Consider the following 13,541-nt stretch of genomic DNA (forward strand, 5'->3'; position numbering starts at 1 on the left):
CGGGCCGGCGGTAGGCCGGCCCGGACCGCTGCCGTCGCAGGCGCCGCCCCGTGCGCCCGGCCCACGGCGCCTGCCCTGGCTCTGCCCGGCCGCTGCCCGGCTGCCGTTGCGCCGGGCCGACGGGCGGTGGAAGGCTGGAGGTGGACCGGGCCGGGGGTGTTCCGCAACCATCCGGCCCGGGAGGGCGCGGTCCGCTCCGGGCGGTCCTCCGCGTCCGCCACACGTGCGTGGCGGCAATCGGTTCCGTCCCACCAGCTGGAGGTATCCGTGGACAGCACCGAGGGATGGGGTGACGACGTCTACCAGCCCGACGGATCCGAGGTGCAGGACGACGCGGGGCTGCTCGACGCCGAGGACACTCTGGAGAGCGACGGGGTCACCAACCCGCTGGACCGGGGATGGTCGCCGCCCGAGCGGCCGTGGGCGGTGGAGCACGTGGGCGTGACCGCGGCCGAGGGGCATCGCGGCGAAACCCTGGACCAGCGACTCGCGGAGGAGATCCCGGACGTAACCGTCCCGGACGACGACGGCATCGGGGACTGGTCCGACGGTGAGGGGGAACCCCTGGACAACGAGGTCGGCGACGCCCGCTCCGGCCGCCTCGTCGCCCCGGACGAAGGGGTGCACGAGGACGAGGAGAGCGGACTGGTCGCCACCGACGTCGGCATCGACGGTGCGGCGGCCTCGGCCGAGGAGGCGGCCGTGCACATCGTCGACGAGGACACCCTGTCCGGCTGACGCCACCCGTCGCCCGCGCCGAAGGAGGCCCGATGCAGCAGGACAAGCACCCCGACTACCACCCCGTCGTCTTCCGCGACCGCGCCGCCGGCTACGCCTTCCTCACCCGGTCCACCGCGACCAGCGACCAGACCATCGAGTGGGACGACGGCACGACGTATCCGGTGGTGGATGTCGAGATCTCCTCCGAGAGCCACCCCTTCTACACGGGCAAGGCCCGCACGGTGGACACGGAGGGCCGCATCGCCCGCTTCGAGCGGCGCTACGGCACGGGACAGGGAGCCGACGGCGACTCCGGCCACTAGGCTGTAGTGCTCCGCGGGGGGGACGGTCGTCCCCCACGCCCTCAGATGACGTTGAGCGCCGCCGCGCAGCCCACGCCGCCGAGCAGCATGAACGCCGGCATCAGTACCCTCAGCTCGACCCAGCTGCCCGCCCGGAACCGCAGCGGCTTGGGCGTGCCCAACGGGTACCAGCGCTTGCGGCCCACCGGTATCGGCCACAGGATCGGGCAGCCCGAGACCGTCAGCGCGTCCCCGATGTCGTGCACCAGCGCACCCAGGACGATCGGCAGGCCGAGCCACAGGTACTGCTGGCCGGGCGCCGTGAACAGCCAGTCGGCTCCGTTGCCCGGTTTGTCGAGTATGCCGGCCAGAATCCACGCGCTCGTCGCAGCCAGCAGCCAGACCAGCACATCGCTGCTCGAACCGCGCGCCGCCCGCCACAGCAGCCCCTCGATGGCCAGCACCATGTGCACGAAGAGGATGGCCAGCACCGCCCAGCGGCCGCCCGTGACGGCCGCCACGGACGTGCCCGCACCGATCAGCGCCGCCCACAGCCAGGTGTGTGTGAGCGTGCGGTGTCCGCCCGACCGGCGAGGGTCGCCCGGCTTCCTGGTCGCCTTGTAGACGGCGTACGACAGCTTGTCGACGATCTCGCACAGCCAGCGGGAGAGGGGACCGAAGGCCCGCGAGATGGTGGCCGCCTTGTGGTCCAGGTCCGGGGCCAGCGCGGCCCCCGCGCAGATCAGCGCACCGACGAGCAGGACCGGCCAGGGCATCGGGTGACCCGACGCTGCGGCGGCCGCCCCCACCCCGAGCCAGGCCGCGGCCCCCGACAGTGAGTGTGCTGGTCCCATCATGGCCGCATCCCGCCCCATTCCTCTTGTTGCGCTGTCCAGTTGTCCGTGTGCGCTGACGTCGTGTCGGCGCCACAGCGTAGCGTTCGTGATCTTCGGGTCGGCAGCCGATTCCCCCATCAGGTGCGAGGGCAGGCAAGATGGGTGCGTGACCCTTATCGATCAGCTCCCGCAGACCGCAGACCCCGACGCCCTCTACGAAGCCTTCGAGTCGTGGGCCGGGGAACGCGGCCTCACCCTCTATCCGCACCAGGAAGAGGCGCTGATCGAGGTTGTCTCGGGAGCGAACGTGATCGTGTCGACGCCCACCGGCTCCGGCAAGAGCATGATCGCCGCGGGTGCGCACTTCGCGGCGCTGGCCCGGGACGAGGTCACCTTCTACACCGCGCCGATCAAGGCACTCGTCTCGGAGAAGTTCTTCGAGCTGTGCAAGCTGTTCGGCACCGAGAACGTCGGCATGCTCACCGGTGACGCCTCCGTCAACGCCGACGCGCCTGTGATCTGCTGCACGGCCGAGGTTCTGGCGTCGATCGCGCTGCGCGACGGCAGGCAGGCCGACGTCGGCCAGGTCGTGATGGACGAGTTCCACTTCTACGCCGAGGGTGACCGCGGCTGGGCGTGGCAGATCCCGATCCTGGAACTGCCACAGGCGCAGTTCATCCTGATGTCGGCGACGCTCGGCGACGTCTCGATGTTCGAGAAGGACCTGACCCGCCGCACCGGTCGCCCCACGGCGGTGGTGCGCTCGGCGACCCGTCCGGTGCCGCTCTCCTACGAGTACCGGCGCACCCCGCTCACCGAGACGCTCACCGAACTGCTGGAGACCCGGCAGGCCCCGGTCTACATCGTCCACTTCACCCAGGCGCAGGCCGTGGAACGGGCCCAGGCGCTGATGAGCATCAACATGTGCTCGCGGGAGGAGAAGGACCAGATCGCCGAACTGATCGGCAACTTCCGCTTCACCACCAAGTTCGGCCGCAACCTCTCCCGTTACGTGCGGCACGGCATCGGCGTCCACCACGCCGGCATGCTGCCCAAGTACCGCCGCCTGGTGGAGAAGCTGGCGCAGGCCGGACTGCTGAAGGTGATCTGCGGCACCGACACCCTGGGCGTCGGTGTCAACGTGCCCATCCGCACCGTGCTCTTCACGGCCCTGACCAAGTACGACGGCAACCGCGTGCGCACCCTGCGCGCCCGGGAGTTCCACCAGATCGCGGGCCGGGCCGGACGGGCCGGTTTCGACACCGCGGGCCTCGTCGTGGCGCAGGCGCCGGAGCATGTCATCGAGAACGAGAAGGCGCTCGCCAAGGCCGGCGACGACCCGAAGAAGCGGCGCAAGGTGGTGCGCAAGAAGGCGCCGGAAGGCTTCGTCGGCTGGACGGAGGACACCTTCGAGAAGCTGATCGCCTCCGAGCCGGAGCCGCTCACCTCCCGTTTCCGGGTCACCCACACGATGCTGCTGTCGGTGATCGCGCGACCGGGCAACGCCTTCGAGGCGATGCGCCATCTGCTGGAGGACAACCACGAGCCGCGCAGGCAGCAGCTGCGGCACATCCGGCGGGCGATCGCGATCTACCGCTCCCTGCTGGACGGCGGCATCGTCGAGAAGCTCGACGAGCCGGACGCCACCGGCCGTATCGTGCGCCTCACGGTCGATCTCCAGCAGGACTTCGCGCTCAACCAGCCGCTGTCCACCTTCGCACTGGCCGCCTTCGAACTCCTCGACCCCGAGTCCCCGTCCTACGCCCTGGACATGGTCTCCGTCGTCGAGTCGACGCTGGACGACCCGCGTCAGATCCTCATCGCCCAGCAGAACAAGGCGCGCGGCGAGGCCGTGGCCGCGATGAAGGCGGACGGTGTCGAGTACGAGGAGCGCATGGAACGGCTCCAGGACGTCACCTACCCCAAGCCTCTGGAGGAGCTGCTCTTCCAGGCGTACAACACGTACCGCAAGAGCCACCCGTGGGTCGGGGACCATCCGCTGTCGCCGAAGTCCGTCATCCGTGACATGTACGAACGAGCGTTGTCGTTCACGGAGTTCGTCTCGTTCTACGAGCTGGCCCGCACCGAGGGCATCGTGCTGCGCTACCTGGCCAGTGCCTACAAGGCCCTGGAGCACACCGTCCCGGACGACCTGAAGTCGGACGACCTGGAGGACCTGATCGCCTGGCTGGGCGAGATGGTGCGCCAGGTGGACTCCAGCCTGCTGGACGAGTGGGAGCAGCTGGCCAACCCCGAGGAGATGACGGCCGAGGAGGCCCAGGAGAAGGCCGACCAGGTAAAACCGGTCACCGCGAACGCGCGTGCTTTCCGGGTGCTGGTCCGCAACGCCATGTTCCGGCGCGTGGAACTCGCCGCCCTGGACCAGATCGAGGAGCTGGGCGAGATGGACGCCGAGTCCGGCTGGGACGCCGAGGCGTGGGGCGCGGCCATGGACAAGTACTGGGACGAGTACGACGATCTCGGCACCGGTCCCGATGCCCGCGGCCCCAAGCTGCTCATCATCGAGGAGGAGCCGGAGAACGGGCTGTGGCGGGTCCGCCAGATCTTCGCCGACCCGAACGGCGACCACGACTGGGGCATCAGCGCCGAGATCGACCTCGCGGCCTCCGACGCGGAGGGCCGCGCCGTCGTCCGGGTCACCGACGTCGGCCAGATGTGAGCACAGGAGCACTTCACCCATGACGAATCCAGCCGAGAGGCTCGTCGACCTGCTCGACCTGGAGCGGATCGAGGTCAACATCTTCCGTGGCCGCAGCCCGCAGGAGTCCTTGCAGCGGGTCTTCGGCGGCCAGGTGGCAGGCCAGGCGCTGGTCGCCGCCGGCCGCACCACGGACGGCGAACGGCCCGTGCACTCCCTGCACGCGTACTTCCTGCGCCCGGGCCTGCCGGGCGTACCCATCGTGTACCAGGTCGAACGGGTCCGTGACGGAAGGTCCTTCACGACCCGGCGGGTCACGGCCGTGCAGCAGGGCCGCACGATCTTCAATCTGACCGCCTCCTTTCACAAGCCGGAAGAGGGGAGCTTCGAGCACCAGTTGCCGCCGGCCCGGAAGGTGCCGGATCCGGAGTCGCTGCCGACGGTGGCGCAGGAGGTCAAGGAGCATCTGGGCGCACTGCCGGAGACGCTGGAGCGGATGGCCCGGCGTCAGCCCTTCGACATCCGCTATGTGGACCGGCTGCGGTGGAGCACCGACGAGGTCGAGGGTTCCGAGCCGCGCAGCGCGGTGTGGATGCGTGCCGTGGGCCCGCTCGGGGACGACCCGCTCGTGCACACCTGCGCGCTGACGTACGCGAGCGACATGACGCTCCTGGACGCCGTCCGCATCCCCGTCGAACCCCTCTGGGGGCCACGGGGCTTCGACATGGCGTCGCTGGACCACGCCATGTGGTTCCACCGGCCGTTCCGCGCGGACGAGTGGTTCCTGTACGACCAGGAGTCCCCGATCGCGGTGGGTGGCCGTGGTCTTGCCCGGGGCCGCATCTACGACGTCGAGGGGCGCCTACTCGTCTCGGTCGTCCAGGAGGGACTCTTCCGCCGACTCGAGCGGTGACGGCACGCGTGTCTCACGCCCCGCCGGCCGGTCCGCGCGGCGGCGGTGAGCTATCTCTGCGGCGCAGCCGGCCGAGCAGGCCTCGCGACGGCGCCGGTTCGTGGCGTCCGGCCGTCGCGTGCCGGTCGGGCGCGGTCCCGGTATGGATCACGGGTTCACCCGGGATCGGTGTCTCGGTGAGGCCGGGGGTCCGGCCCACGTCCGTGGCCCTGTGCACGGTCGTGTTCCCGCAGACGGTCACGGCCCCCCGGTCCGGCGCAGTGCGGTGCACGGTCCCGGACTCGCGTTCTTCGCCGGGGACTCCCGGTGACAGCCGCGGCGCGGGCCGCCGGCGCCGCGCCTCGATCAGCGCCTGGCCCAGATCGGCCCGGAGCCAGCCGACCTCGTCGGGGTCGTCCGCGATCATGATCCGTGCGGCGATCAGGGCCGCGGGCGAGTCGGGCGGCCACTGCACGGACTGGGCGGGCCGCAGGCGGTACAACTCGGCGCGCTCGCGGGGATCGCGGACGACGTCCGCCACATGGACCGGGTCCAGCAGCGATGCCATCACAGCGGCCTTCGCCCACGGGTCCTCCGCCAGTCGCAGCCGGAATCCGAGGTGGCGGCCGCGCCAGTTGCGGGGTCGCAGGTCCAGCCCCGCGTCCAACTGGTCGCGCAGCCCCTCCGGGGTCCGGCCGGTGAGCACCGGTGCGTTCGCCTGCCCGGCCGCGAACTGCTCGACTTCCTCGGCCAGATACAGCCACACCACGGCTCGGTAGCGGTTCAGGTACCACTTCACCGGCACGATCAGGCCCAGGCGTGCCAACCGTGTGAACCGGGCGGGCGTCACGCCCATCAGGGCCGCGCCGTCCCTCGTGCCCACCGTCGCGACCCGCGCCCGGAGCGTTTCGGGGAACCCGTCCTCGCATCGCACGCGGTCGATCTCGGCGCGCGGGACGCGGCGGCCTCCTCCCCTGGCGTCCGGTACCGTCCGCACCGAGCCGAGCTGGATCGCGAGGTCTAACTCGCCACGCTTGAGGTCGAGTTCATGTGCGGCGCGGCTCAACGCCAGCGACGGCGTCCGTGACGCGTTGTCGGCGGCGCCGGTGGTTTCCGCGATGACGGGCGTGATCGTGTGTCCGGACATGGCCGTTCTCCCCCGTGGAGTCCGCTGCGGGCGCCGTGTGCGTCCGCGTCGGAAAAAACCGTAGCCTCATCGCCGGATCCCGGAATCGACCTGTGGAAAACTCCGTTCACCCGACCGTCCACGCAGGTCAGAAGTCCACTGTCGGCGTGTGATCCCGCTGTCGCTCGGCCACGGCGAGGTGCTCCCCCACCCTGTTCACCATCAGCGTCATCTCGTAGGCGATGTGGCCGATGTCGGCTTCGGCGGCGCTGAGCACGCACAGGCAGCTACCCGGCCCGGCCGCCGTCACGAACAGGATCGCGTCCTCGAATTCGATCATGGTCTGTCGCACCTGGCCCGCGCCGAAATGGCGGCCCGATCCCTTGGCCAGGCTGTGCAGACCGGACGAGACCGCGGCGAGGTGCTCCGCGTCCTCGCGCCGCAGTCCGGTGCTGGTGCCGGTCACCAGTCCGTCGTTGGACAGCACCAGCGCGTGCCGTATGGGCTCCACCCGCTCGGTCAGGTCGTCCAGGAGCCAGCCGAGCTCCGTGTTCTGCGCCATGGTCCTCTCTCCCCGTGGTGTCGCTCCCCCTGGCTGGAGGATCCGGTCAGCCAGCCTTCACCACAGCCGCCGTCCCGGCAAGCAGGATGGAGGTATGGCACAGAAGATGACCGACGAGGAATGGCGAGCTTTCGTCTCACACGGCACCCGCACCGGGAAGCTTTCCACGGTCCGCGCCGACGGCAGCCCGCATGTGGCACCGATCTGGTTCGCGCTGGACGGCGACGACGTGGTGTTCAACACGGGGAAGGAGACGGTGAAGGGGCGGAATCTGGCCAGGGACGGCCGGGTCGCCCTCTGCGTGGACGACGACCGCCCTCCGTACGACTTCGTCGTGCTGCGGGGGCGCGCCGAGTTGTCCGAGGACCTGGAGGAGGTGCGGTACTGGGCGACACGGCTCGGGGCCCGGTACATGGGTGAGGACCGGGCCGAGGAGTTCGGTGCCCGCAACGGCGTTCCGGGAGAACTCCTCGTCCGGGTGCGGGTGGAGAAGGTCCTGGCCTATTCCTCCGTCGCCGAATAGCACCGGCTCCGTCGCGACGGCTGACCCGGGCCGACCGGCGCGTCAGCCCACGGAGTCGAGGAGCCGGGCGGTGTGCATCCGCCCGGCGTACTCGACGAGGCGGATCAGCACCTCCTTGCCCGAGTCGCGGTCCCGCGCGTCGCACAGCACCACCGGTGTGCCCTGGTCGAGGTCGAGGGCGCGGGACACGTCGTGGGCTGCGTGGGCGCGGGCTCCGGCGAAGCAGTTGACGGCGACCACGAACGGGATGCGCCGGTGCTCGAAGTAGTCGACCGCCGGGAAGCAGTCCTCGAGCCGTCGGGTGTCCGCGAGCACGACGGCACCGAGAGCGCCCTGGGAGAGCTCGTCCCACAGGAACCAGAACCGGTCCTGACCCGGTGTGCCGAAGAGGTACAGCGAGAGTCCGGACCGGATGGTGATGCGCCCGAAGTCCATGGCCACGGTCGTGGTGACCTTCTGGTCCACCCCGTCGGTGTCGTCCACGGACTGGCCGGCCTCGCTCAGCAGTTCCTCGGTGCGCAGCGGCCTGATCTCGCTGACCGCGCCGACCAGGGTGGTCTTGCCCACGCCGAACCCGCCGGCGACAAGTATCTTCAACGCCAGGGCGGCCATCTCGTCCTCGGTGGCGTCGGAGTGCTCGGAGACCATCGATCTCTTCTCTCGGGAGTGCCGACCACGGTCGACGTCAGTACATCCGTGCGAAGTCAGCATCATGGCAACGGCGGTCCGTCTCCGGGGAGTTCGACCGCATATTGACCGATGTGACCATCTGCCGTCCATTCGGTGACGAGTGGACGTACAACTCGGTACGGGTCCGGCCCGCTGTGGTTCCGGCCCATCGACTACAGCGCCCTCAGCCCCTCGATGACCTCGCGCAGAATCCGTTCGTCAGGGAGTTGGGCCGGCGGCACGGGGCGGCTGACCGTCACGCACCCGAGTTCCAGGAGGTCCCCGAGGAGCACACGGACCACGCCCACGGGCAGGTCGGCCCCCGCCGCGAGTTCGGCGACGGACTGCGTCTCGATGCGGCACAGGTCGACCAGGGCCCGGTGTTCCGGGCCCAGCGCGGCGTCGTCGTCGAGGTTCGGTGCCGCCAGGTCGAGCGTGACGAGGGCGATGAGGTCGAAGCGCACCCCGGTGGGGCCCGGTTTGGTGCGGCCGCCCGTCATCGCGTAGGGCCGCACGAGGGGGCCCGCCTCGTGGTCGTACCACTGGCTGCCCGGCTGGTACGGAACGTCGGTGCTGTCCTCGGTCATCTGCGACCGCCTCCGGTCCTCATCCGGCGGCGGGCGGTCGCGCACCCACCCTGGGCGGGGTGTAGAGGTGCTCGCCGACGCGCTTCACCAGTCGTGCCATCTCATATCCCACCAGGCCGATGTCGGCGGTGACGGCGGTGAGGACGGCGAGGCAGGAGCCGTCGCCCGCGGCCGCCACGAAGAGGAACCCGTCGTCCATCTCGACCATGGTCTGGCGTACGCCGCCCGCGCCGAAGTGCCGGCCCGCGCCCTTGGCGAGGCTGTGGAAGCCGCTGGCCACGGCCGCGAGGTGCTCGGCGTCCTCGCGGCTGAGACCGGTGGAGGCGCCGACCGCCAGGCCGTCGTTCGACAGCACCACTGCGTGCCGGACTTCGTTCACTCGTACCACCAGGTCGTCCAGCAGCCAGTCGAGTTCGCCCGACCGTTGGGCGGCCCTCATGCTCGGGTCCTGGATCATGCGGGGTCTCCTTCGCTGCTGTCGCCGTCGGGTCGGGCCGCCTGTCCGGGTGCGCGGCCGCCGCCGCGTGCCCAGCCGTCGCGGTAGGCCGCCATGCGGTCCCGTACCAGTTCGGGGGTGCGCTCGTCGTCGCGCCGGGAGGGGTGAGCGCCTGCCGCCGGTTCCTCCGGGCGGCGGTCGCGCAGTTGGGGGGCGAGGCTCGCCTGCCGTACCCGTCGCGGCAGGTCCTCGGACGCCTCGGGGCCGTCGCCGGGGCGGTGCAGCCTCAGGGGGGCGACACCCGGGGGGTTGTCCTCCGGTGGCGGGTCGGTGGAGCGCTCAGTTCCGGTCCGCGCGGTACGCGCCAGGGCGGGCCGTTCCGCGGCTTGCGCCACCGGTTCCCTTTGCGGCGGGACCGCGGCCACGCGCGCGTACTCGTGGTCCTCTTCCCGTTCGGCGGCCGCCGCAGGACGAGGGGGTTCCGCCGTGCCGTTGTGCAGCAGCGCGGTCGGCAGGAGGACGACGGCGGTGGTGCCGCCGTAGGGCGAGGTGCGCAGGTGCACCTTGATGCCGTGCCGCGAGGCGAGCCTGCTGACCACGAAGAGACCGAGCCGGTCGCTGTCGAAGAGGTCGAGCGCCTCCGACTGTTCGATGCGCCGGTTGGCGTCGGTGAGGGTCTCCTTGCCCATGCCGAGCCCCCGGTCCTCGATCTCGACGGCGTAGCCGTTGCCGACGGGTTCTCCGTTGACGCGCACGCGCGTGTGGGGCGGCGAGAACTGGGCGGCGTTCTCGATGAGTTCGGCCAGGAGGTGCGTGAGGTCGGCGACCGCGGTGCCGATCACGGAGGCCTCGGGGAGTTGCCGTACCTCTACGCGCGCGTAGTCCTCGATCTCGGAGACCGCGGCGCGTACCACGTTGGTCAGCGAGACGGGCATGCGCCAGGCGCGGCCGGGCGCGGCGCCGGAGAGGATGATGAGGCTCTCGGCGTGGCGGCGCATGCGTGTGGTCAGGTGGTCGAGACGGAAGAGGTCGCTCAGTTCGCCCGGGTCCTCCGAGCGGCGTTCCATGCTGTCGAGCAGGTTGAGCTGACGGTGCACGAGGACCTGGCTGCGCCGTGCGAGGTTGACGAACACCCCGGAGATGCCACTGGCGAGTTCCGCGCGTTCGACGGCCGCGCGCAGGGCGGCGCGGTGCACGATGCCCAGGGCCTCGGCGACCTGTCCGGTCTCGTCCCCGGCGGGCGGACCGCCGGGCGCCTCGGCGTCGACGTCGATCTCCTCCCCGGCACGCAGCTTGCGCATGGCCTGCGGGAGTTTGTGGCGCGCGATCTCCAGGGCGCTGTTGCGCAGGCTGACCAGTTCGACGACGAGTCCACGTCCGATGCGCACGGAGATGACGAGCGACGCGGCGACGGCGACGAGTCCGAGCAGAACGGCTGCGCCGGCGGGTGTGAGCACGCCGCGGGTGAACGGGTCGGCCTGGCGTGCGACGCTGCGGCCCGCCTCCGCCTCGATGCTCCGCATGCCGTCCTGCACGCGCGCGTGGGCCTGGTTCCAGGCGGCTTCGGGGGCGGCGGCGAGGGCCGAGGCGCCGGACCGCCGGGACAGCGTTCTGTCCTCCATGGCACCGATGTCGACGTACACGCTGCTCGACGCCAGCCGGTTCCAGGAGGTGCGTTCCGCGCCGCGCAGGTCCGCGACGGCGGACGCGGTCAGGGCGCGCCGCGTGTCGACGGCGCCGGTGAAGAGCCTCAGCCGGTCGCCGTCGAGGGTGTGCGCCAGGCGGGCGCCCGCGAGAACCGCGTCCTCCTGGGCGAGCGACTCACCCGCGCGGGAGAACTCGAGCAGCACGCGCGCGTCGGAGCCCAGGTCGGCGTCCTGCACGCCGGTGAGCGCACCGCCCACCTGGAAGGCGGCGGCGATGGTGCCGGTGTACTGCCGGTACGCCTCCTCCCAGCCGACGTGGTGGGCGAGTAGGCCGCCGCGCAGGGACCGAAGTTTTCCGGCCCCGGTGACGAAGGACTGGAGACGGCCGGCGACACCGGAGGGCAGGTCCGTGCCGTCGGCGACGGTGTGGTGCCCGTCGAGCCTCAGTGCGGCCACGGCCCGGTCGGTGCGTCCTGCGAGCGCTTGCAGATCGCTCTGCTGTTCGGCGGCGGGGTCGGTCGCATAGCGCACGGCGGCTGCACGCTCCTCCTGGAGCGCGGCAACGGCGTCCGCGACCGGCACGCGCACGGTGGAGTCCACCCGTTGCAGCTGGCGCAGCCGGGCGACGTCCTGGGCGGTGCTGACGGTGGCGTAGGCCCACAGGGCGATCAGCGAGATCACGGGCACCATGAGCAGGCAGACGATCTTCGCCCGGACGGTGCGGGGGCGTGTGCGCCACCGTCCCGCCCGCTCGGCGGTGCCGGGCGGCTCGTTGGCGCCGCTCTCGTCGGTCCCGGCGCGTTCGTCGGCCGGCGGGCCGGCGTGCGCCCGGCGGCCGCGCGCAGGCGGCCGGGGCGGCGGCTCGGCGCCTGTCGTGGGTGTCCTACGGGGTGTTCGCATGGCCTTCTCACTCGGAGTGTGTCGCGACGTGTGGTCCCTGGCCTGTGCTCAGCGGGCGGCGCTCTCGGCCGGCCGCTGCGCCGACGCGGAGGCCTCCCGCTCTCCGGCGGTCGGCGAGAGTGCGACGAACGCCGACGTGAGGAAGAGGTAGGACCCGAGACCGACGGCGAGGGGGAAGATGAACTGCATCGCCGTGGCCCCGGGCAGGACCTCGCCGGACGGGGTCACATCGACGCTCACCGCGAACATCGCGGTGTAGTGCATGCTGCTGACCGCGGCGCCCATGACGAGCGAGGCCACGGTGACCGCGATGGGCGACTTGATGTTGAGGCCCGCCCACAGCGCCGCCGTCGCCGCGACCACGGCGATCAGCACGGAGAGGGCGACGAGCACCGGGTCGTAGTGCACCGCCCCGTGCAGCCGCAGCGCCGCCATGCCGAGGTAGTGCATGCTCGCGACGCCGAGGCCGGTGGTGAGCCCGCCGAGGAAGAGCGCCCGGGGGCGGCCACCGCCGTAGCCGACGGCGAACACGCCGACGCCCACGACGATCATGGCGATGAGCAGACTGAGAATGGTCAGCGGCACGTCGTAGCGGATCTCGGTCCCGGTGACGCCGAAACCGAGCATGGCCACGAAGTGCATGGTCCAGATGCCGGTGCCGATCGCCGAGGCGGCGGTGACGAGCCAGTTGCGACGCGACCTGCCGGTGGCGCCCAGCGCGCGGACCGTGCAGCGCAGCCCGAGGGCGGCGCCTATGCACGCCATCACGTACGACAGCACGGGGGTCAGCCAGCCGAATGCGGCGTGGTCCAGGTGTCCCATGGCCACGGGACGCTAGCCCCGGCACAGAGGCGCAAAGGGGGCGCATTTCGAAAGCTGTCGGAATCTGACGCAGACGAGGCACGGAACGACCGCGTCATGTTCGAACGTGTGCACAGCGACATCCCTCGTGAAGGTGAGGGATCATACGGAGCATGAGCGAGGACCACACACGCGTCCAGGAGTTCTTCGCCGCGCGAGCCGCCGACTGGGACGCGAGGTTCCCCGACGACGGCCCGGCGTACGCCGCCGCTGTCGCCGCTCTCGGCCTGCGCGAGGGCGGCCGGGTGCTCGACGCGGGCTGCGGCACGGGCCGGGCTCTGACGCCGCTGCGCGCGGCCGTGGGACCCTCGGGCGTGGTGCTGGGGGCCGATCTCACCCCGGCGATGCTCCAGGCAGCCGTGCGGGCCGGACGGGACCGCGACGCCATGTTGGTGCTCGCCGACGTGGCCTCGCTTCCGCTGCGCACGGAGTCACTGGACGCGGTGTTCGCGGCGGGGCTGATCGCCCATCTCCCTCACCCGGCCCGGAATCTCCGGGAGTTGGCGCGCGTGGTGCGGCCCGGCGGACTGCTCGCGCTCTTCCATCCGATCGGCCGGGCGGCCCTCGCGGCCCGCCAGGGCCGGCAGATCACCCCCGATGATCTGCGCGCCGAGTCCAACCTCCGTCCGCTGCTGGCCGGCTCCGGCTGGCACATGACGTCGTACGTCGACGAGGACGCCCGCTTCCTGGCCCTGGCCGTCCGCGAGGGCTGACTCCCAGCCGCGCTCCGCGACCTCGGCCACCGGGGCGTCCGGGTTGCGAACATGACATCGCGCCCCGCACCCGGCGCCGACCACGCGATGGTGGGGGCGTACCGTGCAC

Annotated in this window: 14 protein-coding genes; 6 read left to right on the plus strand and 8 right to left on the minus strand. The window is 71.4% G+C overall.

Going from position 1 to position 13,541, the window contains the following annotated elements; all coding sequences use genetic code 11:
• Positions 1–267 precede the first annotated feature (267 nt).
• A complete protein-coding gene (locus ACZ4SW_RS11275) occupies positions 268–738 on the plus strand; it encodes a DUF5709 domain-containing protein (protein WP_468240978.1) in 471 nt (156 codons plus the stop codon).
• Positions 739–770: 32 nt separating this feature from the next.
• Positions 771–1,043, plus strand: a complete 273-nt coding sequence (locus ACZ4SW_RS11280; RefSeq protein WP_468240981.1) for a type B 50S ribosomal protein L31 — start codon at positions 771–773, stop codon at positions 1,041–1,043.
• 41 nt (positions 1,044–1,084) lie between these two features.
• Here the strand turns inward: ACZ4SW_RS11280 and ACZ4SW_RS11285 are convergent, their stop codons facing one another.
• On the minus strand, positions 1,085–1,879 hold the full coding sequence (locus ACZ4SW_RS11285; protein WP_468240984.1) for a metal-dependent hydrolase: 795 nt from the start codon (positions 1,877–1,879) through the stop codon (positions 1,085–1,087).
• Positions 1,880–2,024: 145 nt separating this feature from the next.
• On the opposite strand from ACZ4SW_RS11285, the gene ACZ4SW_RS11290 reads away from it, so the two are divergent.
• Positions 2,025–4,538, plus strand: a complete 2,514-nt coding sequence (locus tag ACZ4SW_RS11290) for a DEAD/DEAH box helicase (RefSeq protein ID WP_468240987.1) — start codon at positions 2,025–2,027, stop codon at positions 4,536–4,538.
• A gap of 19 nt (positions 4,539–4,557) precedes the next feature.
• Positions 4,558–5,430: an acyl-CoA thioesterase gene (locus ACZ4SW_RS11295; protein WP_468240989.1), complete on the plus strand. Its 873-nt coding sequence runs from the start codon at positions 4,558–4,560 to the stop codon at positions 5,428–5,430.
• Positions 5,431–5,443: 13 nt separating this feature from the next.
• Here the strand turns inward: ACZ4SW_RS11295 and ACZ4SW_RS11300 are convergent, their stop codons facing one another.
• Both ACZ4SW_RS11300 and ACZ4SW_RS11305 read right to left on the minus strand, forming a co-directional pair.
• Positions 5,444–6,556 (minus strand): DUF6397 family protein, encoded by a 1,113-nt coding sequence (locus ACZ4SW_RS11300; protein WP_468240992.1) that lies wholly within the window; start codon positions 6,554–6,556, stop codon positions 5,444–5,446.
• 127 nt (positions 6,557–6,683) lie between these two features.
• The gene (locus ACZ4SW_RS11305) at positions 6,684–7,097 is read right to left on the minus strand and encodes a roadblock/LC7 domain-containing protein (protein ID WP_468240994.1); all 414 of its coding nucleotides are present in this window, start codon (positions 7,095–7,097) and stop codon (positions 6,684–6,686) included.
• 94 nt (positions 7,098–7,191) lie between these two features.
• On the opposite strand from ACZ4SW_RS11305, the gene ACZ4SW_RS11310 reads away from it, so the two are divergent.
• Entirely contained in the window at positions 7,192–7,620 is a 429-nt protein-coding gene (locus ACZ4SW_RS11310; protein ID WP_468240997.1) for a PPOX class F420-dependent oxidoreductase, read from the plus strand.
• Between the two features lie 42 nt (positions 7,621–7,662).
• On the opposite strand, the gene ACZ4SW_RS11315 is transcribed toward ACZ4SW_RS11310, so the two are convergent.
• The 5 genes from ACZ4SW_RS11315 to ACZ4SW_RS11335 all read right to left on the minus strand — a co-directional run bounded on the left by ACZ4SW_RS11315 (position 7,663) and on the right by ACZ4SW_RS11335 (position 12,680).
• A complete protein-coding gene (locus ACZ4SW_RS11315; RefSeq protein WP_468240999.1) occupies positions 7,663–8,268 on the minus strand; it encodes a GTP-binding protein in 606 nt (201 codons plus the stop codon).
• 194 nt (positions 8,269–8,462) lie between these two features.
• Positions 8,463–8,876: a DUF742 domain-containing protein gene (locus tag ACZ4SW_RS11320; protein ID WP_468241001.1), complete on the minus strand. Its 414-nt coding sequence runs from the start codon at positions 8,874–8,876 to the stop codon at positions 8,463–8,465.
• Positions 8,877–8,895: 19 nt separating this feature from the next.
• Positions 8,896–9,333, minus strand: coding sequence for a roadblock/LC7 domain-containing protein (locus ACZ4SW_RS11325; protein WP_468241003.1), 438 nt, complete (start codon positions 9,331–9,333; stop codon positions 8,896–8,898).
• Complete coding sequence (locus ACZ4SW_RS11330) at positions 9,330–11,858, minus strand: sensor histidine kinase (protein ID WP_468241006.1); 2,529 nt, start codon at positions 11,856–11,858, stop codon at positions 9,330–9,332. The genes ACZ4SW_RS11325 and ACZ4SW_RS11330 overlap by 4 nt, the downstream gene beginning before the upstream one ends.
• A 48-nt stretch (positions 11,859–11,906) precedes the next feature.
• Positions 11,907–12,680, minus strand: coding sequence for an MHYT domain-containing protein (locus ACZ4SW_RS11335; RefSeq protein ID WP_468241008.1), 774 nt, complete (start codon positions 12,678–12,680; stop codon positions 11,907–11,909).
• A gap of 152 nt (positions 12,681–12,832) precedes the next feature.
• On the opposite strand from ACZ4SW_RS11335, the gene ACZ4SW_RS11340 reads away from it, so the two are divergent.
• The gene (locus ACZ4SW_RS11340; protein WP_468241011.1) at positions 12,833–13,432 is read left to right on the plus strand and encodes a class I SAM-dependent methyltransferase; all 600 of its coding nucleotides are present in this window, start codon (positions 12,833–12,835) and stop codon (positions 13,430–13,432) included.
• Positions 13,433–13,541: the final 109 nt, after the last annotated feature.

The organism is Streptomyces sp. NPDC028331 (genome assembly GCF_055565775.1).